Genomic DNA, 23,978 nt, shown 5'->3' with positions numbered 1-23,978 from the left:
GCTCCGGTTCCTCCATCGACGCCGTGCGCGGGTCATCTATCCCCGTGCGCGTATTCGATCCGCAACGCCCGGGCGCGCCCGGAGGAACATCGAGGAGACACAGTGGCAGATCTCATCGCAGCCCAGGAGGGTGCGCTTCGTCGAGGGGCCGAGGCGGTCAACACCGCGAAGTCGGGCATCGACGAGCAGGTGCGCAAGGTTCGCACCGAGCTCGACCAGGTGGCCGGTTTCTGGACCGGCGCCGCAGCCGGCTCGTACACGCAGCTCATGCAGCGGTGGAACGAAGAGACCACCAAGCTCAACAACGTGCTCGTCACGCTCGAGGATGCCCTCCGCGGCACCGAGCGCGACCAGGCCGCGTCCGAAGAGTCGCACCAGCAGACCATCGGCAACCTGGGCTCCCTGCTCGGCTGACCCCGCTCGACACGAAAGAAGGAACTCTCATGCAGTCCATGTCCGTTCGTCCCGAGCAGGTCATCGCGCTCTCGGGTCAGATCCGCAACGGTGCCTCCGGCATCCGCACCCGCCTCGACGAGCTCGAGTCGCAGGTCAACGCCCTTCGCTCCTCGTGGGATGGTGAGGCGCAGACCGCTTACGACCAGGCTCAGGCCCAGTGGACCCAGTCCATCACCCGCCTGAACGAGCTCCTGCAGCAGATCGCCGGCAAGACCGACGAGATCGCCCAGGGCTACACCTCGACTGACAAGTCCGCCGCCGGCCGCTTCGTCTGAGTCGCCTCGAGCCGGCGGTCGCTGAGGCGGCCGCCGGCTCTTGCGGCCCGTTCGGGCCGCCCCACATCTTTTTCGGCGGCGTCAGCCGTCTGACCGCACCCTCTCGATCGCGAAGAAACGAGTGATCCTCATGGCCAACGTGATCCGTCTCGACGGCGACCTTGCCAACTACAACGCGCAGTTAGTCACCTCAGTGGCGAGCGAGCTGCCGCCTCAGGCGAGCGTGAGCCAGGTCGAGGGCCCGTCCCAGGGTGCGACGGCGGCTGATTTCATGGGCCACCTCCGGACACGGGCACAGCAGTTGGCTGCTGAAGTAGGACGCGTTCAGCAGTACGTGCACGAGAATGCGCAGGCCCTTTCCGCAGCCGTCAACACGCTCCGTGAACGAGATGAGTTGAGCGCGTCCGAGGCTGCGCAGACGACGTCGCTCATTGAGACCGCCGCAACAGCACCTTCCCTGGCCGGATCCGCCGGCACTTCCGGTGGCGCCGCAGGCGTCCGCGGGGTGCTTCCTGGGGCACCTCAGTGAGGACTATGCGCGTAATCAAGCTCTGCGCCGCAGTCTTAGCCTCAGCCGCCATGTTCACCGGCACGGTCGCGCCCGCGGCGGCCGCAACGGCATACGAGTCGACCGCCCAGGCGAATCTCGACTACTGGTGGGGCGCATACGGAGTCGACAATGCCCATCAACAAGGCCTAACTGGGAAGGGCGTAAAGGTCGCAGTCCTAGAGAAGCAAATCAATCCCGATCTTCCGGTGTTCGAAGGTCGGAGCCTGAAGGTCTTCGATCAGCCTCTATGCGTCAACAAGACAACCGTGGCCACCACGGAAGCGACGAGCGCCTCCGTCCACGGAACCACAATGGCTGCGTACGTTATCGGCAATGGGACGGGGGCAGGGGGCGTCCGAGGGATTGCTCCCGACGCCGACGTGACGTTCTACGGATACGGCGAAGATGACGGGCCCTCATGTAACACGGCTGACGGTGCACAGATCACGGAGTTTGCTGCGGGTGTCAAGCAAGCGACCGATGACGGCGCGAAGATCATCTTCACGAGCATCGGGGGAACAGCGCGTGTAGACGACGCTCCCGCCGTGGCCTATGCGATCTCCCACGGCGCAGTGGTCATCGCAGCCTCAATCAACCCGGGCGTGCTGGGGGCGAGATATGACGACCTCGGGTCTTTCAACGGCGTTGTGTCGGCAACCGGAATCGACCGAGACGGCAACCTGCAAACAGAGGACGGCGAACCGTTCGTCATTCCACAGACGACCGTCGTCGCCGCCGGCGTCGACATGCCGGCAGTAGGAAGCACGGGCGATTGGAGCACGTCCGTGGGAGCCACAGGCTCTTCGTTCGCTCCCCCAATCATCGCGGGCATGCTCGCATTGGCCGCACAGAGGTCGCCACAAGCTACAGGCAATCAGCTGGTCCAGGCACTCGTCGCAACAACGAACGGCGCACAGCACACACCGACACGCACGGAAGACGGGTACGGGTACGGAGCGGCATGGCTTCCTTCCCTGCTCACCGTCGACCCCACAACGTTGCCGGACGAGACTCCCCTCATGGGAAAGCCTGCGGGTTTCCCGACGGAAGAGCAGATCGCGCAGGCGAAAGCGAATGGGTACTCGCCCGACGAGAGATCGAGTTCGATCGATAAATACCGTGAGCAGAACGGGGCTTCTCAATCCGATGCGGCCCCCATCGCGCTGTGGGTAGCTATTGGACTCAGCCTTCTCGTCGTCGCGGCAATCGTCATTACCGTCATTATCGTCGTCAGTCAGCGCCGCAAGGCGGGTAAGGAGCGGGCAGCATGACCGGACCTTGGGAAGAAAGTCTTCGAGAATTGGCCGAGCCCACCGTTCCGTGGGGGCTGCCGAGCTACGAGGAACTAAACAGCGCGCTAGCAACGCTCAAGCAGGTCGTCAGTCGAGTGGCCAACGAGCCCGGTATTGCAGGCTTGGCGGGCGATGCTGCCGTATCCAAATTTCAGTACGCCGCAGGGGAGATCCAGCAACAGATCGATTACCTCAGCGGTCCACTCAAAGAGCAGATCGACGAAGCAAACCGGATTCGTGAACAAGCCCGCGAGGCGCTCGCGGCCCTGCCCGCCGGAAGCTTGTCAGGGCAGCAGGAGGGACTCGTGCGCGGGGCGGCGATCGGCACGACGATCTTGCTTGGCCCCATTTCCTTCCTTGCCGGCGAAGGCGCCGTCAGTCTCGCAAACTCCTGGATGTCTCAGCAGCGCGAGGCCGCGGCTGAGAACGCTCTGACCACGGCTTCGGACAAGCTGGACCAAGTCGAGATTGCCAGTCCGCCAAAGTTCGACGCCCCGTCTTTCGAAGAGCCGAAGCCCCCCAAAGAGGAAGTCAAAGGCGGCGGCGAGGGCGGCAGCACCGGGGGCGGCGGTGGTCGCTCCGGTGGCCGCAGCATCGAGCAGTACCCCCAATGGAACCCAAACCCCACCGTGACGAACCCCGGTGGCAACGACAGCGGAGAGCCGCAGCCCGAGTACCACACGCTGCCGCTGCCGACCGAGATCGGGCCGCGACCGCATGGCCCGATCCACAGCGACCTCCCCATCGTCGACCTCGACAACATCAAGCCCGAGCCCACTCCGGACGGCTCGATCATCGGCAATCCAACCCTGCCCGGGGCCATCCCCTCGGCGCCCGGAGGAGGACTTCTCGGGGGTTCCGGCGGCGCGGGAGCGGGCATCGGCTCGGGTCTCGGCGCGGGTCTGATCGCCGGCGGTGGCGGTGCGGCCGCACTCGGCAGCATTGCGCGTGGCGCGGGCGCTCCGGGCGGCAGCCTGTTCAGCGGTGCCGGCGGAACGGCGACTTCCGGTGCCGCAGGTCGCTCCGGTGGCCTGCTCGGTAAGACCGCCGCGGCCGGATCAGGTCTCGGTACTCGCGGCGTCGGCGGAATGGGCGGTGCTGCCGGAGGCGGCGCGCCCGCACAATCGACGGCGAAGGGTGCCGGCATGCGAGCCGGCGGCGTCGGCGGCGGAGGCTCGGCGGGCGGCGCAGCCGCTGGCGGCGGGGCTCGCGGCGCCGGTGCCGGCAGCCGTGGCGTCGGCGGAATGGGCGGGCCCGGCTCTCGCTCCGACCGTCGCGACGAAGCATCCCGTGGGCTCGGCGGTCCCATCGCTCCTCGCATGGAGGACGATGAAGAGATCGGCCCCCGCTCCGAGAACGCCCAGGCTGGCGGACGCGACGAGTGATCCCAGCTCACGTCATGGCCCGCGGCAAAGACACGCGGACAGAAGGTGACAGAAGACGGCGTCTCCGGGTCGGGCTCTTAGTCGCGGTGGCGATCGCCACCGCGCTGCCTGCTGCCGCCGTGTCCTCCACGGCCCAAGCTGCGGGCGAGGACACTTTGGGGCGTTGGTGGGCGCAATACGGAGTCGACACTGCCCACGCGGCCGGCATCACGGGGGCCGGGGTGAAGGTCGCGGTCATCGACGAGCAGATAAACCCGGATCTCCCTGTCTTCGCTGGTCGCGATCTCAAGGTTTCCACCACGCAGCTCTGCAAAGTTCCGACGAACCCCGTGTCGAACGACGCCACGAAGAGTTCTCTCCACGGGACCGCCATGGCCGCGCTCATCATCGGCAACGGTACGGGTGGCGGGTCGGTCCGAGGTATTGCCCCCGACGCAGATGTAACATTCTACGGCTATGGTCCCGATGACGGGGGCCCGATATGCGATCCGAACACCACGGACGACATTTCGGTCTTCGGATACGCAGTCAAGACAGCGGTCGATGACGGTGCCAAAATCATCACGACATCCGTAGGCGCGACTGCGTATGCGAACGACGGCCCGGTCATCGCTTACGCTCTAGCTCGCGGAGTCGCCATCGTCGCAGCGACGCCCAATCCGAGCCAAGGGCTCGTCGATTACAAAAAGGGCTACGACGCGATGAATGGGGTCGTCGGTGTGACTGCCATCGACGAGAACGGCAATCTCCAGTCCGAGGCAGGGCAACCCCTCGCGTTGCCGCAGACCACAGTGGTCGCCGCGGGATTCGACCTTCCATCAGTAGGCGTCCTCGGCGACTGGAACGGCACGGCCGCCCGCACGGGGTCTTCGAACTCGGCGCCGATCGTCGCCGCCATGCTCGCACTGGCCGCACAGAAGTACCCCGAGGCCACGGGCAATCAGCTCGTGCACTCCCTGATCGCAACGACCAACGGTGAAGTAAAGGAGCGTGTGCAGTCGAGCGACGGCTACGGTTACGGCGCGGCCTGGTTGCCCACTCTTCTCGAAAATGACCCATCGTCCTACCCCGATGAGACGCCGCTGATGGAAAAAGCCGCCGGCTTCCCCACGGCCGAGCAGATCTCGACGGCGCGGACGGACGGCTTCGTCCCCGCCACGCGAGGGCGGAGTTTCGACAAGACCCTGGATGACGTGCCGCAGCAGGGATTCGACATCTCTTCGGTGGTCCCCTGGATCGTCGTCGGAATCGTCGCCCTTGTTTTGTTCGCCGCCGCTATCACCATCGCAGTCATCGTCCTTCAGCGGCGCAAGGACAAGAAGGGGGTCGTGTCGTGACCAGATCACGAGCACGCCGCTTCGTCGGTCGCTCACGGGTTCGGCCTGGCCCGCACGCGCGAACGACTCCGCTCCCTGCCAGGGAAGACGTGAACTGTTGACAAAATCCACCTTGAATTCGACGACCGAACATAGAACGGTTTAGATGTCACCCTCAGCTACGTCCCGTGCAGCGAAATGCTGTCCGGCGCCCACACCAAACTGTTCCGACAGGAGAAGACGACATGTCTGACCGCATTTCCGCGGAAGAGGGAGCCCTTGCCCGGGGTTCCGAGGTGGTGAACGGCGCTCACGCCGACATCGCCGACAGCACCAGGCGGGTGCTCGCGGAACTCGACGAGTTGCGCGGCAACTGGTCGGGCGACGCAGCAAGCTCCTACGGCGTCCTCGTCGAGGAGTGGACGGCGGGGGCGCGGAAGCTGAACGACGTGCTCATCACTCTCAGCGCCGCGCTTCAGGCCACGGCCCGCGACCAAGAAGCCGTCGAAGAAGAACACCGCACGACCATCCATGGTCTCGGAACGATGCTGGGAGGCCAATCATGAGCGACTTCCGCGTCACCCCTGAGTCGCTGCACGCTGCGGCTGCTCGACTCCGCTCCGAGAGTGCGCGAATCGACTCGACCCTGAGCGGTCTCGACAGCGAGGTCACTCGTCTGCGGGGACAGTGGGAGGGCGCGGCGCAGGCGGCGTACAACAACGCCCAGCAGCAGTGGAGCGCCACGCTCGAGCAGATGCGCGACGTGCTCCAGCGCATCTCGAACGCCACCGACTCGATCGCGGACGACTACGTTTCCGCCGATCGCGCGTCGGCGGCGCGTTTCCACTGACATCCGACCCCTGACCCACCGATAGGATTTCGGGGTCTGACCGCAGGGGGCTTCGGTCCGGAAAGAGGGGGCCGCAGATGGCTGACGTCATGAATGCGACACGAGCGTTGCTGCGGTTGTCGGTGCAGAGCGAGGGACGCCGACTCGACATCGCGATTCCCGCGCAGGTGCCGGTCATCGAGTTCCTACCGGGCTTCGCACGGTCCCTCGGTGTGCTCGACCCGTCGATGACCTCGGCGGGTTACGCGCTCCAGCGCTCCGACGGAACCAGCGTCGACCCCTCGCGCGGGGCCGCCGCGCAGGGCATCGTCGACGGCGAAGTCCTCACCCTCGTCCGCGGCGGGCTTGTCGCGCAACCGCGCGTCTACGACGACATCGTCGAGGCCGTGATCGACGCCACCACCCAGCAGAATCGCCCGTGGACCACGCGCGACAACGCGCGCACGGCCCTCGCGGTCAGCCTGGCGCTCCTCGGCGTCTGCGCGGTCCTCCTCCTCGCCGCCGGCCGCGCCCTTCCCTTCGGCGCCCTCGTCGCGGGCGGCGGGGCCGTCGTCCTGCTCGTCGTCTCGGCCGTCGTGTCGCGACTCGGCCAGCGTGAAGCCGGTCAGGGGCTGGGGATGGCGGCATCCATCTTCGCTGCCGTCGCGGGCTTCATCGCCGTCCCGGCCTCGCTCACCATGTGGGGATGGCCGATGGCCGCGGCAGGCGGTGGCGCATTCCTCATCGCGGGCGTCTCGCTCGCCCTCACCCGCGACCGCGCCGAGCTCCAGCTCGCGCCCCTCGTCGCAGGAGGCGCGATCGGGGTCACCGGAACCCTCGCCGCGTTCTTCCCGGCGGCCGCCGTCTGGACGCTCATGGTCGGCGTCATCGCCACCCTCGGCGGCGCGCTGCCATGGCTCGCTCTGGGAACGACCCGACTGCGGGTCGTCTCCCCCCAGAGCGACGCCGAGATGTTCGCCGACCCCCAGCCGATCGACGCCGACGACATCGCCGCCCGCGTCGCCCAGGGCAAGCGCATCCTGATCGGCCTGCGCCTCGCCCTCGCCGCGGCGGTCCTCGTGGCGACGCCTCTCGTCGCAGCGCAGAACGCGACCGGCGCCCTCGTGTGCGCTCTCGCCTTCGCGGGCATGATGTTCCCCTCGCGCCAGACCTTCGCTCGTTCCGGAGTACTGACCGTTATGGCGACCGGCATCATCGGGCTCGTCGTCGCCGGGGTCGTGGCCTCGCTCGCGCAGCCGGGCCTGCGCGTCGGCATCCTGGTCGTGCTCGCGGTGGCCACCGTCTGCGTCGTCACCGTCACGCTGCTCGCCCCCAAGACGCGGCTGCGGCTGATCCGTCTCGCCGACACGGCCGAGCTCCTCGTGCTGGCCGCTCTCCTGCCCCTCGCGGTCATCTCGTCCGGTCTGGCCTGACGCATGGCCACCAAAGGCGATCTGATCGAGGCGCAGAACTTCTCGCGCCGACGCCTCCTAACCGCGTTCGTCAGCGGCGCCCCGGGAGGAAAAGAGCTTCAGCCGAGTTCGCCCCTGCGGGCGGTCATCGCCGCGATCGCGCTCACGATCATCGTGGTGCTCGTCGGCGTCTTCTACGGCCTCATCCGCCCCGGCCTGCCCACCGGCTGGGAGAACGGCAAGCTCGTCCTCGTCTCCGACACGGGCGCCCGCTTCGTCACGGTCGACGGCGTGCTCCACCCCGTGATCAACACCGCCAGCGCCCGGCTGTTGCTTCCGGCGAACGAGTACGGCGTGATCTCGACCGACTCGTCCACCCTCGGCGGAACCCCCGTCGGCGACACCCTCGGTATCACCGGCGCGCCCGACGAGCTGCCCCCGGTGTCGGGCCTCATCAACACCGGCTGGAGCGCCTGCGTGTCCGACGACGCCGGTCTCGATGTGCGCATCTCGTCCGCCGCGGGCCCGACCCCCGCCACCGACCGCGCCGTCGTCGTGTCGGTGGACGGCATCCTCCACGTCGTGCAGGGCGGCCGCAGCTTCGCCGTGTCGAGCGAGGTCGCCGACGCGGTGCTGCGCGCAGCCGGGATCTCTTCGCTGTCGCCCGTGACCGTCCCGGCATCCTGGCTCGATCTCTTCACCGCCGGCACGGCGCTCACCCCGATCACTCTGAAGAACTTCGGCCAGCCCGTGGCGAACACGTCCCTGCGCGTCGGCCAGGTCATCCGTCAGGCGGGCGCCCCCGAAGACGAGCGCTTCCTCGTGCAGACCGGCGGAGTGCTCGAATCGCTCTCGCCCCTCGCCTGGCAGCTCTACCAGCTCGGCAGCGGCGAAGCGCTGAAGGGCAAGGTCACCGAGGTGACGGCCGACGAGATCCGCGGGCTCGCCACAGCCAAGCAGGGTCTCGGCGACGAGTGGCCCCCCGTCGGCTTCGAAACCGTCGCCGCCGGCCAGCGCCCCTGTGCCGTGCTCACCGGCGGCGAGGGCCAGGCCACGACGACCCTCGCCACGCAACCGTCGTCCACGGCCGTCACCGCGGGCGTGCGCGTCGACCCCAGTCACGGGGCACTCGTGCGAGCGGGAGGCCGCGGTGACGACAACACGAGCATCCTGACGCTGGTGGATGCCACGGGCACGGCCTTCCCGCTCCCGGGAGCGACCGACGACACCATCGCCCGCCTCGGCTACTCGACGAACGACGTCGGCTCGATCCCCGACGGGTGGACCGCGCTCCTGCGTACCGGTCCCTCGCTGAGCGAGGGCGCCGCGCAGCAGACGCCGGAGACGAAGTGACCCTGCGCTCACGCGCCGCGCGAGTGGCCGCCGTCGCGGCTGCCGCGGGGATCCTGCTGATCGGAATCCCCTCCCCCGCGTCCGCCGCCGGACCCTCGAAAACCGTCGTGGCGGCGACCACGCAGAGCCAGTGCACGGCCTCCACGCGGGTCCCCGAGACCCCGGCGGCTCTCTCCTCGCTGCAGAGCTCGTCGGCCTGGCCGCTCACCAAGGGGGCGGGTGTCACTGTCGCCATCGTCGACTCGGGTGTCGCCGCGAATCCCCACCTCGACGGGATCGTGCTCCCGGGCGTCAACCTCGTGCCCGACGGCACCGATGGGGCGGGGCGCACCGACAACTACGCGCACGGCACGGTGATCGCGGGCCAGATCGCAGCCCAGCTGATCTCCGGCTCAGGCGTCGAAGGCCTGGCCCCCGACGCGAAGATCCTGCCCGTTCGTGTCTACGCCGGTGTCGAGAAGCAGCTCGTCGAGGCGGGCTTCGGGCCGAACACCGCACGGTTGGCTGAGGGAATTCGTTACGCCGCCGACCAGGGCGCGCAGATCATCAACGTCTCGATCAGCACGAGCGAGAAGAACGCCACCCTCGCGGATGCCGTGGCCTATGCGCAGCAGCGCGGCAGTCTGGTCGTCGCCAGCGCCGGCAACCGGACGAACAACGACTCCCCCGAGCAGGATGACAAGGACGGAGCGCGCTACCCGGCGGGCTTCTCCGGAGTCATCGGCGTCGCCGCGGTCGGGTCGGAGGGAGTCGTCACCACGGCGAGCATCCACGGCCCCCACGTGAGCCTGTCCGCGCCCGGCCAGGCCATCGCCTCGTCGTGGCCGCTCGGAGGCGACTGCGTCGTCGGCGCTGACGAGCCGGCGACCAGCTGGGCGACGGCGTACGTCTCTGCGGCCGCGGCGCTCGTGGCATCCGCTCATCCCTCCGAAACCCCCGCGCAGTGGGCATACCGGCTCGAGGCGACCGCCGTCCGCGCGCAGCCCGACACCCGCTCCAACGTCTCGGGGTGGGGCGTCGTGCAGCCCTACGACGCGATCGTGATGGTTCCGGGTACCGGCCTGCGCGGTCCGAAGAGCCCCTTCGTGGCCGCGAGCCCCTCCGCCTCGCCGAGCGCCACGCCCGAGGCCGTCGCCGTGGTCATCGGACCCGGACCGGATGCCGCGGCCATCACGACCGCGACCGGGATCGGCGTCGCCGGGTTGATCGCCCTCGGCGCGATCGGGGCTCTGGCGATCTACGTCAGCCGTCGCCGCGAAGAGACAGCTCCCCGGCGCGCAGCCCCCACGGGCCGTGGCCTCTACGGGCCCGAAGAGCAGGAGTAGCCAGCGCCCGCGCCGCGCCGGTAGCCCGTCAGCGCGGAGATCCGGCGCCGGCCGTCAGCGCGAACAGCGCGACGGCTCAGCGAACTGCGACACCGTCGCGGACCGAGCGCTCAGGCCACCGATGCCGGCCGCAGCTCGATGTGCGCGTCACCGAGGCGGAAGCGCGAGGTCGCGATCGCGGTCGCCCCGCCACCGACCCGCTCGGTACGCCCGTCGTCGTGGATCAGTGTCACGCCGTTCGTCGAGTCGAGGTCGGTGATGCTCCAGCCGGTGACGGTCCACTCGAGGCGCGCATGCTGCTTCGACATCGTGCGCGTGTCGTCGACGACCGCGACGTACTGCACCGCGTCTTCTCCGCTGCCGGGCTTGCGTCCGAGGATCACGGTGCGGCTGGTCAACGCGATCTGGTTGCCGTCGGGGAGGGCCAGGGTCCATTCCCCCCGTCGCCGCGAGCGCGGGCGCGCTGTCTGCGTCAGCTCGTCGATGGGGGCAGCGGGGGCGGCGTCACCGTCTGTTCGGGGAGCCGCCGTGGCATCCGTCGTCTCGCCCACCCGGTCGACGCCGGTGTCGTCGACGGCGGGGGTCGTATCCGGAGCCGAGGAAGCCCGCTGTCCGGCCTCGGCGGGCGGCACGGCGGCCTCGGGGGACGGCGAAGCCGCCACCGTCGACGCGGGGGCCGCGTCCGGCTCGGGAGCAGGGGTCTCCGCCGGAGCGCCCTGCGCTACCTCCGCCGACGCGCTCACGGGCGCCGAGGCCCGCGAGGCGGCGGGAGGAACCACCCCGGCAGCGCCGGTGTCGAGGGCCGCGGCTGCGATCGGCGTCGCGGGGGCGCGCGTCAGCGGCGGCTCGCCGCCCGGAGCAGCCGCGGGCACCTGAGGCCCCGCGGGCGCGACACCCGACTCCGCGGCGTCCACGGCGGCCGCCTCCGCAGCGGCCCGCCGCGACGGGTGAAGGGACGTGTGCTCGACCTCGTCATCGATGTCGACCGGACCGGGCAGCACCGGCACCGCGACCGACTCAGCCGCGACGGCGGTCGAACGTCGCCGTCCCGCGGTCGCGACCTCGGCCGCGCTCGTACCGGGGATGGTGGTGATCGGACCGGATGCCGTCTCGCTCAGGACAATCGGGCTCTCGTCGGCGACGTCGCCGGCAGGCGCGGCATCCGTCCGCGGGCGTGCCGAGAGGATCGTCGCCCACACGGGCGGGAAGATCACCGCGAGGGCGGTCGTACCGGCGCCGCGCCCCGCGGTCTGGCCGAGGCGGTGAGCGGCGGTGGCCTTGAGCACGAGACCGTAGATGTTGACGCCGGGGACCACGAGCAGGACGGCGCGGACCGGGTCCAGCCGCCCCAGGCGGAACAGCTCGGCCTCGTTGACCAGCGGGATCCAGGCGCGCCAGGGCTCTCCCCCGTGCGTGGCGAAGACACGCGACAGCCCGATGGCGTACCAGACGTGCAGCGCGATCGCCGGCACGAGGATCGCGCCCGCGATCGCCGCGATGAGGCTCAGAACAAGCATGCGTCCCCCGTCAGCAGTCTGCTTCGACGCTACCGTGCGGCGCGGTGTGCCGTCAGCCGATTTCACGCGTCAGTGCGGTCGGGGGAACGACCGCGGCCGCGTCGACGTCGACGCGTCGCACGGAACATCCGGCACAGAGCACGTACCGCACGCGCCCGTCGCTGGTGAGGTGGACCGACTCCGTGACCCACGCGTGTTCGTGGACGGATGCCGAGGGGGCCAGGGGGATCGTGTGCGGGGCGGTCATGGATCCAGCGTGATGTAATGCCGTTATGCATCTCAACCCTTACGGGGAGTACGCCGTCCTGCTCGCCGCGTCCCTCGCCAACGAGTGGCCCGCCGATCGGGACGGCATCGAGGCGCGCACCCGAGAGATGGGGATGACGATGACCTTCCCCCCGGCATCCGACGATCATCCGCTCACCCGCGCCGTCATCGACGAGTGGCTCCGCGTGGTCGACGAGACGAACCCCGACGCGCGCGCGGCTCTCCTCAACGCGCAGATGGCGGCCGTGACGGCCTACCCCCGCCTCACCGACCACGACGGGGAGGGGTGGCACCTGCATTACCGCGACAGCGACGAGGCGCTCCCCCGCGTGCTCGCCGCCGTCATCTCGGTCGGCACCTCTCTGCACCTCGTCACGCGCGGGATGACCCGGCTCGGCCGGTGCGCCGCCGAACCGTGCACGAACGTCGTCGTCGACGTCACGCGCAACGGTCGGCAGCGGTACTGCTCGGTGCGCTGCGCCAACCGCGCCGCCGTGCGCCGCCATCGAGCGCGCGAGGCGTCCTAGCAAACGACGGCAGAGGCGCCGCGGGGATGGCGGAACACCCGCCCCCACACGTACGTTGCTGTCGTTACCGACGACAGGAGACCCCATGGCCGACGAACTGACCGTGACCCGCAACGACGACGCCCGCCGCTACGAGATCCACGTGGGCGACGAGCTCGGCGGCTTCCTCGAGTTCCGCGCGATCGACGACGACCGCACCGTGCTCCCCCACACCGAGATCGACCCCTCGTTCAAGTGGCGCGGGCTCGGCTCCGCTCTGGCGAGCGAGGCGCTCTCCGACCTGGCTCGTCGTGGTGGCAGCGTCATTCCCTCCTGCCCCTTCGTCGCGCACTACCTGCGCGAGCACGACGTGCCCGGCCTGGTCGTGGAGTGGCCGAACGACGACGACGCCGCCGACTCGGCGGGCCCCGGCGAACCCTCGTGACGCGACTCGACGTCGAGCCTCCCGAGGCCGACGGTCCGGTCGCGTGCGACGGCCCGCGCGCGCTCATCGTGGCAGCGCGCGAGGTGCCGTTGGGAGGCGTCCGCGGCATGGAGGTCCACCGCACCCTCCCCCACCGTGCTCTGCCGATGGTCGGCGCGTGGTGCTTCCTCGACCGCTTCGGCCCGCAGGACACGCTCATGCGCGTCGAACCGCACCCGCACATCGGGCTGCAGACGGTGACGTGGCCGATCATCGGTGAGGTCAGACACCGGGATGCCGTGGGCAGCGACGTCATCGTGCGTCCCGGCGCCCTGAACCTCATGACGAGTGGTGCCGGCATCGCGCACTCCGAGTACTCGGTCGGCGAGGGGCCCATCCCCCTCGACGCCCTGCAGCTCTGGGTGGCGCTGCCCGAGACCCGGCGGCACGGAGCTCCGGCCTTCGAGCGCCACGAGGACCTCCCCGTCCTCGATCTGGGCCACGGGGCCGACGCGATCGTGGTGATGGGCGAGCTCGACGGAGTCGCCTCGCCCGCGACCGTCCACACGCCCATCGTCGGGGCCGAGCTGCGCCTCGCGCCGGGTGTCACGGTGCGCATCCCTCTGCACCCCGACTGGGAGTACGCGGTCTCCGGCATGACGGGCACCGTCGAGGCGGTGACGGGGATGGATGCCACCGATGCCGACGCCGCGCGACGCCCGGGGTCCGCGCCCGAGGCCGGGCCCACGGCATCCGTGGATCCTTCGCGGCTGGTCTACCTCGGCAAGGGACGCGACCACCTGGAGCTGCGGAGTGCAGAGGGCGCCCGTGTGTTCTTGCTGGGCGGGGAGCCGTTCGAGGCCGACATCGTCATGTGGTGGAACTTCGTGGGCCGTTCGCACGACGAGATCGTCGAGGCCCGCGAGGCGTGGGAAGCGCAGGCGCCGCGCTTCGGGGCCGTGATCGACCACGGCCCCGAGCGGATTCCCGCCCCTCCCCTCCCGGCGGTGCGGCTCACGCCGCGGAAGCGGCGGGGCTGACAAGACGACTCGCGGCGCCCGGGCCGAAGCCCGAGCGCCGCGATGGTCCGACGACGACTAACGCAACACGATGAACGCGCTGCTGGCGCGCGAGGCCTCCACCGTCGCGCTGCCGCCGTAGACGGCCTTGACCAGCTTCACGCCGCGCGTCTGCGGGTCGAGGGTGATGGTGGCCCTCCCGTCCTGCAGGGTGGCGACGTACTCCTTGCCCGCCACCGTGACGGTCACGTCGCCCTGGGGCGCGGGTCCGCTCAGCGGCCGCACCTTGACGGTGAGCGTGTACGCGTCACCGGTGCGACCGACCCACGGGTCGACGCTCACCGTCGTGAACGAGCCCACGACGACCGGCACGCCGGCGCTGTCGGCGGTGCCCGTCAGACCGTTGGCGGGTGCCGTCGCCGTCACGCGCACGCTGAGCACCCGGCCCAGGTCGGCGCGCTGCACGCGATACGTCGCCGAGGTGGCGCCGTTCACGGGCTCTCCGTCCCGCAGCCACTGGTACGCGGTGGTCACATCGGCCGGGTTCCACGTGCCGGGAGTCGCGGTCAGGGTGCGACCGAGCTTGGCCGTGCCCGACACCGTCGGAGCCTCGACCACGGCCGGAGCGGCCTCGCCCGAGTCGACGGTCAGCACCGTCTGCACGTCCGAGTCGCCGTACCGCACGACACCGAGGTAGCGCGTCTGAGGCGCGAGCCCCTGCCACGACAGGTCGTACGAGACGGCGGCGCCCTGCTGCACGGGGATCGGGTTCGGCGTTGCCGTCAGCTGTCCCTCGCCGCCGGGGGTGACGTTCGCGTAGGTCATGTCCCACGTGAACGGTCCGGTCGAGGAGTAGAGGTTCGCCTCGATCAGGTACGTGCCGGCGGTGGGGTTCGTCAGTGTCACCCGCTCGTCGGCCGAGGCCGTCGCGGAGGTGAACCGCTCGTAGTACCGCAGGTCGTCGGGGCTGACCACGCGCGACACGAACAGGTCGAGGTCGCTGCCGGTGTCGTCCGACGAGTCCAGGTCGAAGCGCGAGAGGGTCGTACCCTCGGGCACCTGGACGGTCCACCGCACGTATCCGTCGGCGTCGCCCGAGTCCTGGTTACCGCTGTGACCGGCGACCGGGTTGTCCGGATCGGCCAGCAGCGTCTGGGCCACGAGACCCGACACGCTCAGCGGCAGCTCGCCGCCCACGCCCGGAAGGATCTCGACCGCCGTGGATCCCGACAGGCCGGTGCCCGAGACCTCGGCCGGAGCCTCGGCGGTGGCCGGACGGATCGCGATCGGCGAGCGCACCTGCGTACCGTCGCCGGTCCAGGTGAGGAACCCGCTCGTCCACTGCTCCGCAGCCGCGTCCGTCCGCGAGAAGGTCACGGTGAACGTCTTCTGCTCGCCCGCCGCGGCGAACTCGAGCGTGGCCGGCTCGACCGTGGCATCCACTCCGGGGACGTCGATGGATGCCGAGAACGTCCCGGCCCTCGTCGAGGTGACCGTGCGCGTGATGGTCTGCGGCTTCGCGAGCGAGCCGATCGAGATCGACGCGAGGTTCAGGTCGCTGCCGTCGATCGGGGCGACGCCGAAGTCCTCGAGGCCCTTGCCCTGGAGGAACGCCGCCCAGTCCGCCGGACCGTTCAGGTACAACAGACCCGGATCGAAGTACTTCGTCGGATCGACGTGGCCCGCGCCCTGCGCGAACGGGTCCTGAGCCGGAGCGCCCTCGACGTCGACGGTGTCGTACGCGGTGGTCATCATCGCGGACTTCACCTCGGCCGGAGCCGCCAGCGGGCGCTCGCCCAGGTAGAGGGCCCCGAGGCCCGCCACGTGCGGCGACGACATCGACGTGCCCGAGAGGAACTCGAACGTCGGGGTGGCGCCGGGCGCGTTGGCCGCCGCCGCGAGGATCGCGACACCCGGAGCCGACACGTCGGGCTTCAGGATGTCGCTGCCGTCGGCGAGCATCGGTCCGCGGCTCGAGAAGCCCGCGACCTGGGGCGTCGGTGTCGTCTCGCCCGTGACGTTCTCGCCGACGAGGGTCGCGGTGGCGTCCGCCGTCCCGCGCACGTAGGCGAGCAGAGCGTCGCGGTAGCGCGCGTCGATGTGCACGGTGGGCACCGAGTGGAAGTCGTTGTCGACCGAGGCCGGCGTGACGTTGACGAGGATCATGCCCACGCCACCGGCATCCTTCACCGCCTGCGACTTCTCGATGCGCGCGTTCTGACCGCGATCGCACACGACGATCTTTCCGGCAGCCTTCGCGGGATCGAGCGATCCGATCAGGCACAGCGCCGCGTTCGCGGGATCGGCTCCGGATGCCGCGATGTCGCCGGCGTAGACGACGGGTGCCGTCACATCCTGACCTTCGCGCACCGACACCGATGCTCCCGCGGCCTGGAACCCGTCGGGCAGCTTCACGGTTCCCTCGTATGTCGGGATCGTGGATGCCGCGACGGTGGTGTACCACGGCGAGGCGTGGTCGGCGGTCGAAGCGCCGGGCCCGGAGTTGCCGGCCGAGACCGAGACGAAGACGCCGGCCGCGGCGGCGTTGAAGAACGCCTGGTCCTCGAGGGAAAGCGTGGTGGTGGCCGCGCCTCCGCCGATCGAATAGTTGATGACGTCGACGCCGTCGGACACCGCGGCGTTGATCGCGCCGAGCAGGTCGCTCAGAGCGCAGACGTCGTCGGTGGTGACGAGCGGGTCGGGACCCGCCCAGCACGCCTTGTACGCGGCGACCTTGGCCGCCGGGGCGACACCCGAGATCGCATCGAAGTCGATGCCCTCGACGCTCGCGTCGACTCCGTTGTTGCCCGCCGCGGTGCTGGCGGTGTGGGAGCCGTGCGCGTCGCCGTCGCGGGGCGAGCGGTAGTCCGCCTCGAAGGTGAAGCCCGTGGCGGCGGCACCCTGGTCGAAGTACCGGGCGCCGACGAGCTTGGTCGAGTAGTCCGAGAGCGACCACCCGTTGCCCTCGGCCACGCGCGGGGAGCGGAAGTCGGTGCCGTCGCCCTTGCGGAAGACGACGTCGTTGCCGTCGAGGTACGGCTCTGAACCGGCGGTGGTGCCCAGCGGCTCGCCCGCGAAGGCGGGGTTCTCGGGCGCGATGCCGGTGTCGACGACACCGACGACGACGCCCTCGCCGGCCGAACCGATGCCGCCGATCTTCTGCCAGACACCGTTGTCGCCCTCGAGGCCGAGGAACTCGGTCGAGGGGACGGCGACCGGGTGGCGGATCTCGTCGGGGACGACCTTCTGCACGCCCTTGGTCGCGGCGAGCTTGGCGGCCTGGTTCGGGTCCATGCTCGCGCTGAAGCCGTTGACGGCGATCGTGTAGGTGGCATCGGGGCGGACGCCCGCCTCGTCGGCGACGTTCTGCTGACGCTCCTCGAGGAAGGCGGAGTACTTCCGCGCCTGCGGGGAGTCGGCATCGAGCCGCGCCTCGTCGGACTTCGTGGCGTCGAGGCCCGGCTCGCCGCCCTCGTACGTGGCGACGGGGGCCTCGTCGAGGACCACGATGTACCGGCCCGTCGCGGATTCGATGGGTGTGGGAGGCGTCACCTCCTCGCCCACGTCGGCAGCCTGAACGGCTGTGGCTCCGGCAACGGTGAACAGTCCGGCCAGGGAAATGGCCGCGACCGAACGCAGGGTTCGACCCATCGTGCGCTCCAAACGGGGGGATGAATTGAGCGATCTGCGCGGCATCGGTGGCGCGCGTTGCACAAACATAACTCAGAGAGGTTTCATCACCAACGTTCAGTTTGGACGGGGTCCGAAAACGGCGACCCTCGCTTCGCCCCCCCTGTCGTCGCGCCGGGGTCCCGGCATCCGGTCCCCCTAGACTCGACGAAACCCGAGGAGGAGCCATGCCCCGGCGCCGTCGCACCGTCGCGCAGCACGCCCGCTTGCCTTCGCCGAACCCGTTCGGCCAGCTCGCGAAGCTCCTCGCCGTCGCCGCGGTGGTCGGCGCCGTCGCGGTGATCGGAGTCGTGTCGTACACGGCGTACGACCTCACCGCCGACTTCGTCGAAGAAGCCGTGGTCGTCGAGAATCAGCCGGCCGTCCCGCCCGACCTCGGGGCGCTCTCGGGCGGCGTGAACATGATGCTCGTCGGCATCGACGAGTGCGAAGAAGAGCTCATCGCCCTCCTGGGTGACCGCTGCGAGGGTGCGGACGCGGGCGGACGCCTGAACGACGTGAACATCCTCGTGCACATCTCGGAGGAACCCCGGAAGGTCACGGTCGTCTCGTTCCCGCGCGACCTCATCTTCGACGCCCCCGCGTGCGACACCGCCGACGGGGGCCGCTTCGGCGGCGGCACCCTGCAGATCAACGAGCTCTACACGTACGGCGGACTCTCGTGCGTGATCACCGCCATCGCCGATATGAGCGGCCAGCAGATCCAATTCGGCGCGATGGTCACCTTCGGCGGCGTCATCGAGATCACCAACGCGATCGGCGGCGTCGAGATCTGCCTCGCGAGCGACATGCGCGATGCGAACACGGGCATCGACTGGCAAGCGGGACCGCGGACCATCCAGGGCCTCGAGGCGCTGCAGTTCCTGCGCACCCGATACGGAGTGGGCGGCAGCGACCTGGCCCGCGTGAGCAACCAGCAGCAGTACATGTCCCGCCTCGCGCGCAAGCTCGTCAGCGAAGAGGTGCTGTCGAACCCCTCGACGGTGCTGCGCTTGGCCTCGACCGGCCTTCGGAACGTCACGCCGACGCAGAGCCTCACGAACCCCCTGACCCTCGTCCAGGTCGCCTCCGCGGTGAAGGACGTGCCCTTCGAAGACATCGTCTTCGTGCAGTACCCGACCGTCGAGGCCCGCTCGGATGCCAACCGCGTGGCGCCCAACTACGCCGCGGCCGAGGTGCTCTGGGACGCATTGCGCGAGAACCGGTCGATCGAGGTGACCGGAGGAGTGGCGGTCAACGACGGCACGGTGATCGCCGAGCCGGCCCCCGGAGAACAGCCGGCGCCGACGGAGGGCCCCGCGCCGGAGCCCGGCGAGGTCGATCCGAACACGGGAGCAGTCGCCCTCCCGCCCGCCATCACCGGATCGAGCGCCGCGCAGCAGACCTGCAGCGGCGGCGTCGTGAACTGAGTCAGTAGGTCGGCGCCGCAGGCAGCCCGAAGAACTCCTCGAGGGTCGTGAAACCGCCCTCGTGGTAGGCCCGGGCGAGCTCGGGACCGATGTAGCGCAGGTGCCACGCTTCGGGCTCGTACCCGCTGACGCTCTCGCGCCCTTCGGCGTACCGCGTGATGAAGCCGAACTCCCATGCGTGATCGCGCACCCACGCGCCCTGCGGAGACGCCGCCACGTCGTCGAGCGTCTTGCACGAACCGTTGCAGGGGACGATGTCGACGGCCATCCCCGACTGGTGCTCGCTGAAGCCGGGCCGCGCGCTCTCGCGATCGGCCTCGGCGACGCCCCCGACCGCCACGCGCCCGGCGTAGGTCGACTTCTGCGTCGTGTACGAGCGGTAGGCGCTGAGGTAGCCGATCTCACCGACGCCGGCGGCGGATGCGGCCTTCACGAGCGAGGTGAGCGCGCGCGCGGCGGGGGCGCGCAGAGCGGAATCCTCGAGGGCGCGGACGTCTGCGGGCATGACCAGGTCGCCGGGCTGGTAGTCGACCGGGTCGTACGGACGCTGCTTGTTGACCACGAGCCACTCGCGGTTCGGGTCGGAGAGCGAGACGCAGGGAGCGATCCCGGATGCCACCGCTGCGCGGAACGCCTGCCCGCCCCCCGCCGCGTCGATGACTGCGGCGTCGTCTCCCGCGGCCAGCGCGGAGGTGAAGGCGGGGTCGTCGCACGGGGTCGCCGTGGCGGCGACGGCCGCGAGCTGCGGCACGGGGATTCCGTCGTCGGCGACCGCCGGGGGGCCGGCGATCTGCGCGACGGCGTCGGTGGACCCGTCGGGCCCGCCTCCCGAGGCGGCGGCCCCGATCGCCACCACGCAACCGGCGACCACGACGGCGGCCGCGGCGACCACCGCCAGGCGGCGGCGCAGGAGGACGGGGGCGAGTCGACGGATGCCGCGGGGCTCGGACTCCCCCGCCTCGGGGGCGTCGTCGTCTCGCCGCAGAGCCCGACGGGTCGGAGGCGCTGCGGCGGAGTCGTCGCCACCGGGAACGACGGGAAGGGTGAGGGCCGCGGTCGCGAGTCGCTCGGCCTCCGCGCGCGCGGCGCGGCGGGGCGAGGTCTCGGGGTCGTGGCTGGTCACGCTTCCATTCTCGCGGGTGCATCCTGAACGGTCGACCCGGGTGGAGGCGGGGTCGCGGGTGCTCGACCCTCTCCGCGAACGACTCGGGCGCCGTGTTGCCGATTCGTCGAACATGTGTTCGACTGTTCGCATGAGATGGCAGGGACAGCAGCTGGGGGTGGAGGACACCGCGGCACTCCCGGGCATGGAGCGCATGGACGGCCTCGTGCGGTCGGTGACCACGCCGGAATTCGCCGGCATGACATTCCACGAGGTGCTGTGCAAGAGCGCGTTGAACCGCGTGCCCGGCGTCTCGGCCATGCCGTTCGACTGGACGGTGAATCCCTACCGGGGGTGCAGCCATGCGTGCTCGTACTGCCTCTCCCCGGACACCCTCATCCTGAAAGCGGACGGCCGCCAGGTCCCGCTGTCGGAGATCCGCGTCGGAGACGAGATCATCGGCACCGAGCAGGGAGCGCGATATCGCCACTATGTCCGAACGACCGTTCGCGCGAAGTGGACCACTCGCAAACGGCTCCATCGCGTCACCCTCGCTGATGGAACCGAGATCGAGGGCAGCGCAGACCACCGGTTCCTGACGGAACGCGGGTGGAAGCATGTCACCGACTCGCCCCTCGCGGGCGAACAGCGCCCTCACCTCACGGTGTCGAACCGTCTGCAAGGTTTCGGAACGGGCGCCCGCCCCTACGCACAGGCGATGGGTCCCGACTGGCGCCAGGGGTATCTGACGGGCATGGTGCGCGGTGACGCGATGATCCTTCACAAGACCTACGACGACGGAAACCGAGTCCGCGCGATTCACCGGTTCCGACTCGCCCTCGCCGATCGCGAAGCGCTCGACCTCTCGAAGGAGCTTCTCGAGCAGATCGGCATCGTCACGATGGTCCGGCCCTTCCCCGTGCCCGCGCATCGCCGACCCATGACGGCTCTGCACACGGCCAAGATGCGGGATGTTGCGCGCATCGAGGACTACACCGCGATACCGAGCACACGAAGTCGGGATTGGATGGCGGGCTTCCTCGGGGGCATCTTCGACGCGGAGGGCTCGAGTTCGCGCGGGATCGTGCGAATCAGCAATGCGAATGAGGAGCTCCTCTCGCTGACGGAAGAGGCTCTCGCCGCGTTCCACTTCGATGCTGTTCGCGAACCCGCCCGCCCGAACGGCGTGTCCTACATCCGTCTTCGCGGGGGGCTAGCCTCGCGGCAGCGCTTCTTCGATATCGCCCGGCCGTCCATCACCCGCAAGGTCGACGTCTCAGGGACAGCGGTGAAGACCAGCTCGGACCTGAGGGTCGTCAAAGTCGAAGACATCGGCTACGACATCGACATGATCGACATAACGACGGGTACCGAAGACTTCATCGCGAACGGGGTCATCAGCCACAACTGCTTCGCTCGGAAAACGCACGAGTACCTCGACCTGGATTACGGGGCCGACTTCGACTCGCAGATTGTGGTGAAGGTGAATGTCGCCGAGGTACTGCGCACCGAGCTGCGCCGGGGGTCATGGGCGCGCGAACCCGTGATGCTCGGGACGAACACCGACCCCTACCAACGCGCCGAGGGGCGGTACCGCCTCATGCCCGACATCGTCGGGGCTCTCACCGACAACGGCACACCGTTCTCGATCCTCACCAAAGGGACGTTGCTGCGGCGCGACCTCCCGCTGCTGACCGAGGCCGCACAACAGGTCACGGTGTCGTTGGCCATGTCGATCGCGGTCTTCGACGACGCGCTCCAGCGTTCGATCGAGCCCGGGACCCCGAGTGCCGAGGCGAGGCTCGAGACCGTGCGCGCGGCTACCGCCGCGGGCTTCCGCGTGACGGTGTTCCTCATGCCCGTCATGCCGCACCTCACCGACTCGGTCGCGGCGCTCGACGACGCCCTGGCCCGCATTCGAGCCGCCGGCGCGGCGCGCGTCGTCTACGGCGCACTCCACCTGCGGCCCGGCGCGAAGCAGTGGTTCTTCGAGTGGCTCGAGCGCGAGCATCCGCACCTGGTCTCCTCGTACCGGGGGCTGTACCCGGGTGTCTCGACCTCGGCACCGAAGGCGTACCGCACGTGGCTCGGCAAACGCATGCGCCCCCTCCTGCGCATGCACCGGTTGGACGGGTGGGACGAGGACGACAACCCGCGCGGCCGGCCCCAGCCCGGCCTCGCGGCACGCACCGCGCCGGCGAGCAGCCTCGGACCCGTGCGAACGGTCGGGGTCTCGGCATCCACTCGTCCGCGCGTCGCGCCCGCGAGCGAGCCGACGCTCTTCTGAGGGCCTCGCTCCCCGACATCTCACGCAGGAGCAGCCCGCTCAGCATCGTGCCCGCTCGGCTCGCGCGAGCGTCGCGTCTCCGCGCCCGCGATGCACGAAACCCCCGCCGCGGTCGCGACGGGGGTTTCGAGAGGCGGGTTACGCGTCGACGTTCGACAGCTGACGACCCGAGAGCTCCTCGAGCACGTCGTCGCCGAGCGCGGTCTCTTCGAAGGGAGCCTGGATCTCGGCCCGGTCGAGCAGCTCGGTCATGCGACGACGACGCTGGCGCGTGATCAGGGTGACCACGGTGCCGGCGCGACCGGCGCGGCCGGTGCGGCCCGAGCGGTGCAGGTACGTCTTGTACTCGTCGGGGGCATCGGCCTGGATGACCAGGTCGATGTCGTCGACGTGGATGCCGCGGGCGGCGACGTCGGTGGCGACGAGCACGTTGACGCGACCCGAGGTGAGCTTCTCGAGGTTGCGCGTGCGCTTCTGCTGGTTCAGGTCGCCGTGCAGCGCCACCGCCGCGATACCGGCGTCGTCGAACTGCTCGGCGAGCATCTCGGCGTACGCGCGGGTGCGGGCGAAGACGAGGGTCTTGCCTTCGCGGTCGACGAGCGAGTCGAGGATCTGCGCCTTGTCACGGTGCTCGATGACGAGAACGCGGTGCTCGATGGTGCTCGAGTCCTGATCCTCGCCGGCGACCTCGTAGACGGCCGGCTCGACGAGGAACTCGTCGACGAGGGCAGCGACCTCGCGGTCGAGCGTGGCCGAGAAGAGGAGCTTCTGGCTGGCCTTCTTGGTCGCGCGGAGGATGCGCTGCACGGGCTCGAGGAAGCCGAGCTCGCACATGTGGTCGGCCTCATCGAGGACGGCGACCTGCACCTGCGAGAGGTCGAGCTTGCCCTGGTTCAGCAGGTCTTCGATGCGTCCGGGGGTGCCGATGACGATGTCGACGCCCTTCTTGAGCGCACCGACCTGGCGCGCCTGGGGCACGCCGCCGTAGACCTGGGTGGTGAACAGGCCCACGCTGCGCGCGAGCACCTGTACCGTGCGGTCGATCTGCAGGGCGAGCTCGCGCGTGGGGGCGAGGATGATCGCTTTGGGGGCGCGACCGAACTCGCGGCGCTGACCCGCCTGCGAGCGCAGGATGCTCTCGACCAGCGGCGCACCGAAAGCGATGGTCTTGCCCGAGCCGGTGCGGCCGCGGGCGAGGACGTCGCGTCCCTCGAGGATCGGGGCGACCGTGGCCGCCTGGATCGGGAACGGGCTGGCCGCGCCCAGACCGGCCAGCGCGCGGACGAGGTTGTCGCCCAGGCCCAGCTCGGCGAAGCCTGCACCGGTCACGGTCGCGGCGTCCACGGCCTCGGCCTGCAGGCGCTCGTGCACGACGTCGACGCGCTGCTCGTGCTCGGCGGAGCGCTGCGGGGTGTTGTTCCAATCGCTACGGCTCGGGCCGTCGTTGCGGCGCGGGCGGTCGTCGAAGGAACGGGCCGGGCGATCACTGCGGTCGAAGGACCGGGCGGGGCGCTCGCCGGCATCGCGACGGGGACGCTCGTCACGATCGAACGAACGCGCGGGA

The 23,978-nt window shown here is 69.9% G+C and carries 21 protein-coding genes; 16 read left to right on the top strand and 5 right to left on the bottom strand.

Annotated features, from left to right (window positions below; all coding sequences use genetic code 11):
• The first annotated feature begins 102 nt into the window (after positions 1-102).
• From ASE56_RS05220 to ASE56_RS05170, 11 genes are all read left to right on the top strand, one after another.
• Entirely contained in the window at positions 103-414 is a 312-nt protein-coding gene (locus ASE56_RS05220; protein WP_055831852.1) for a WXG100 family type VII secretion target, read from the top strand.
• Between the two features lie 38 nt (positions 415-452).
• The gene (locus tag ASE56_RS05215; RefSeq protein ID WP_056228207.1) at positions 453-731 is read left to right on the top strand and encodes a WXG100 family type VII secretion target; all 279 of its coding nucleotides are present in this window, start codon (positions 453-455) and stop codon (positions 729-731) included.
• 130 nt (positions 732-861) lie between these two features.
• Complete coding sequence (locus ASE56_RS05210) at positions 862-1,260, top strand: hypothetical protein (RefSeq protein WP_143017937.1); 399 nt, start codon at positions 862-864, stop codon at positions 1,258-1,260.
• Between the two features lie 50 nt (positions 1,261-1,310).
• Positions 1,311-2,552 (top strand): S8 family serine peptidase, encoded by a 1,242-nt coding sequence (locus tag ASE56_RS05205; protein WP_162234490.1) that lies wholly within the window; start codon positions 1,311-1,313, stop codon positions 2,550-2,552.
• Complete coding sequence (locus ASE56_RS05200; protein ID WP_143017938.1) at positions 2,549-3,958, top strand: hypothetical protein; 1,410 nt, start codon at positions 2,549-2,551, stop codon at positions 3,956-3,958. Before ASE56_RS05205 ends, ASE56_RS05200 begins: the two co-directional genes overlap by 4 nt.
• A gap of 86 nt (positions 3,959-4,044) precedes the next feature.
• On the top strand, positions 4,045-5,295 hold the full coding sequence (locus tag ASE56_RS05195) for a S8 family serine peptidase (protein ID WP_162234489.1): 1,251 nt from the start codon (positions 4,045-4,047) through the stop codon (positions 5,293-5,295).
• A gap of 224 nt (positions 5,296-5,519) precedes the next feature.
• The gene (locus ASE56_RS05190) at positions 5,520-5,840 is read left to right on the top strand and encodes a WXG100 family type VII secretion target (protein ID WP_056225868.1); all 321 of its coding nucleotides are present in this window, start codon (positions 5,520-5,522) and stop codon (positions 5,838-5,840) included.
• Positions 5,837-6,124, top strand: a complete 288-nt coding sequence (locus ASE56_RS05185) for a WXG100 family type VII secretion target (RefSeq protein ID WP_056225865.1) — start codon at positions 5,837-5,839, stop codon at positions 6,122-6,124. The genes ASE56_RS05190 and ASE56_RS05185 overlap by 4 nt, the downstream gene beginning before the upstream one ends.
• 77 nt (positions 6,125-6,201) lie before the next feature.
• Complete coding sequence (gene eccD / locus ASE56_RS05180; RefSeq protein WP_056225862.1) at positions 6,202-7,536, top strand: type VII secretion integral membrane protein EccD; 1,335 nt, start codon at positions 6,202-6,204, stop codon at positions 7,534-7,536.
• A 3-nt stretch (positions 7,537-7,539) separates the two neighbouring features.
• Entirely contained in the window at positions 7,540-8,868 is a 1,329-nt protein-coding gene (gene eccB, locus ASE56_RS05175; protein WP_056225860.1) for a type VII secretion protein EccB, read from the top strand.
• The gene (locus tag ASE56_RS05170; RefSeq protein WP_156371616.1) at positions 8,865-10,193 is read left to right on the top strand and encodes a S8 family serine peptidase; all 1,329 of its coding nucleotides are present in this window, start codon (positions 8,865-8,867) and stop codon (positions 10,191-10,193) included. Before eccB ends, ASE56_RS05170 begins: the two co-directional genes overlap by 4 nt.
• Positions 10,194-10,303: 110 nt before the next feature.
• Here the strand turns inward: ASE56_RS05170 and ASE56_RS05165 are convergent, their stop codons facing one another.
• Positions 10,304-11,710, bottom strand: a complete 1,407-nt coding sequence (locus ASE56_RS05165) for a DUF5684 domain-containing protein (RefSeq protein ID WP_056225853.1) — start codon at positions 11,708-11,710, stop codon at positions 10,304-10,306.
• A 52-nt stretch (positions 11,711-11,762) separates the two neighbouring features.
• On the bottom strand, positions 11,763-11,957 hold the full coding sequence (locus ASE56_RS05160; protein ID WP_056225850.1) for a hypothetical protein: 195 nt from the start codon (positions 11,955-11,957) through the stop codon (positions 11,763-11,765).
• 25 nt (positions 11,958-11,982) lie between these two features.
• Here ASE56_RS05160 and ASE56_RS05155 point away from each other — a divergent pair, with 25 nt between their 5' ends.
• From ASE56_RS05155 to ASE56_RS05145, 3 genes are all read left to right on the top strand, one after another.
• Positions 11,983-12,504 (top strand): CGNR zinc finger domain-containing protein, encoded by a 522-nt coding sequence (locus ASE56_RS05155; protein ID WP_056225846.1) that lies wholly within the window; start codon positions 11,983-11,985, stop codon positions 12,502-12,504.
• Positions 12,505-12,589: 85 nt separating this feature from the next.
• Positions 12,590-12,928: a GNAT family N-acetyltransferase gene (locus ASE56_RS05150; RefSeq protein ID WP_056225842.1), complete on the top strand. Its 339-nt coding sequence runs from the start codon at positions 12,590-12,592 to the stop codon at positions 12,926-12,928.
• Positions 12,925-13,947 (top strand): pirin family protein, encoded by a 1,023-nt coding sequence (locus ASE56_RS05145; protein ID WP_056225839.1) that lies wholly within the window; start codon positions 12,925-12,927, stop codon positions 13,945-13,947. The genes ASE56_RS05150 and ASE56_RS05145 overlap by 4 nt, the downstream gene beginning before the upstream one ends.
• Before the next feature lie 57 nt (positions 13,948-14,004).
• Here the strand turns inward: ASE56_RS05145 and ASE56_RS05140 are convergent, their stop codons facing one another.
• A complete protein-coding gene (locus tag ASE56_RS05140; protein ID WP_056225835.1) occupies positions 14,005-17,577 on the bottom strand; it encodes a S8 family serine peptidase in 3,573 nt (1,190 codons plus the stop codon).
• A 206-nt stretch (positions 17,578-17,783) separates the two neighbouring features.
• Between ASE56_RS05140 and ASE56_RS05135 the strand changes: the two genes are divergently transcribed.
• Entirely contained in the window at positions 17,784-19,025 is a 1,242-nt protein-coding gene (locus ASE56_RS05135) for an LCP family protein (RefSeq protein WP_056225832.1), read from the top strand.
• Between the two features lies 1 nt (position 19,026).
• Here ASE56_RS05135 and ASE56_RS05130 read toward each other — a convergent pair whose 3' ends face one another.
• The gene (locus tag ASE56_RS05130) at positions 19,027-20,148 is read right to left on the bottom strand and encodes a M15 family metallopeptidase (RefSeq protein ID WP_056225829.1); all 1,122 of its coding nucleotides are present in this window, start codon (positions 20,146-20,148) and stop codon (positions 19,027-19,029) included.
• Positions 20,149-20,278: 130 nt separating this feature from the next.
• On the opposite strand from ASE56_RS05130, the gene ASE56_RS05125 reads away from it, so the two are divergent.
• Complete coding sequence (locus ASE56_RS05125; RefSeq protein ID WP_200914126.1) at positions 20,279-22,414, top strand: intein-containing Rv2578c family radical SAM protein; 2,136 nt, start codon at positions 20,279-20,281, stop codon at positions 22,412-22,414.
• 138 nt (positions 22,415-22,552) lie between these two features.
• On the opposite strand, the gene ASE56_RS16520 is transcribed toward ASE56_RS05125, so the two are convergent.
• Positions 22,553-23,978, bottom strand: a 1,426-nt coding sequence (locus tag ASE56_RS16520; RefSeq protein WP_156371656.1) for a DEAD/DEAH box helicase, incomplete at its 5' end; no start/stop codon positions are given.

Source organism: Microbacterium sp. Leaf203 (assembly GCF_001421275.1).
Classification (GTDB): domain Bacteria; phylum Actinomycetota; class Actinomycetes; order Actinomycetales; family Microbacteriaceae; genus Microbacterium; species Microbacterium testaceum_A.
Note: the sequence above shows the minus strand (reverse complement) of the source record. Positions and strands in the feature narration are given on the sequence as shown.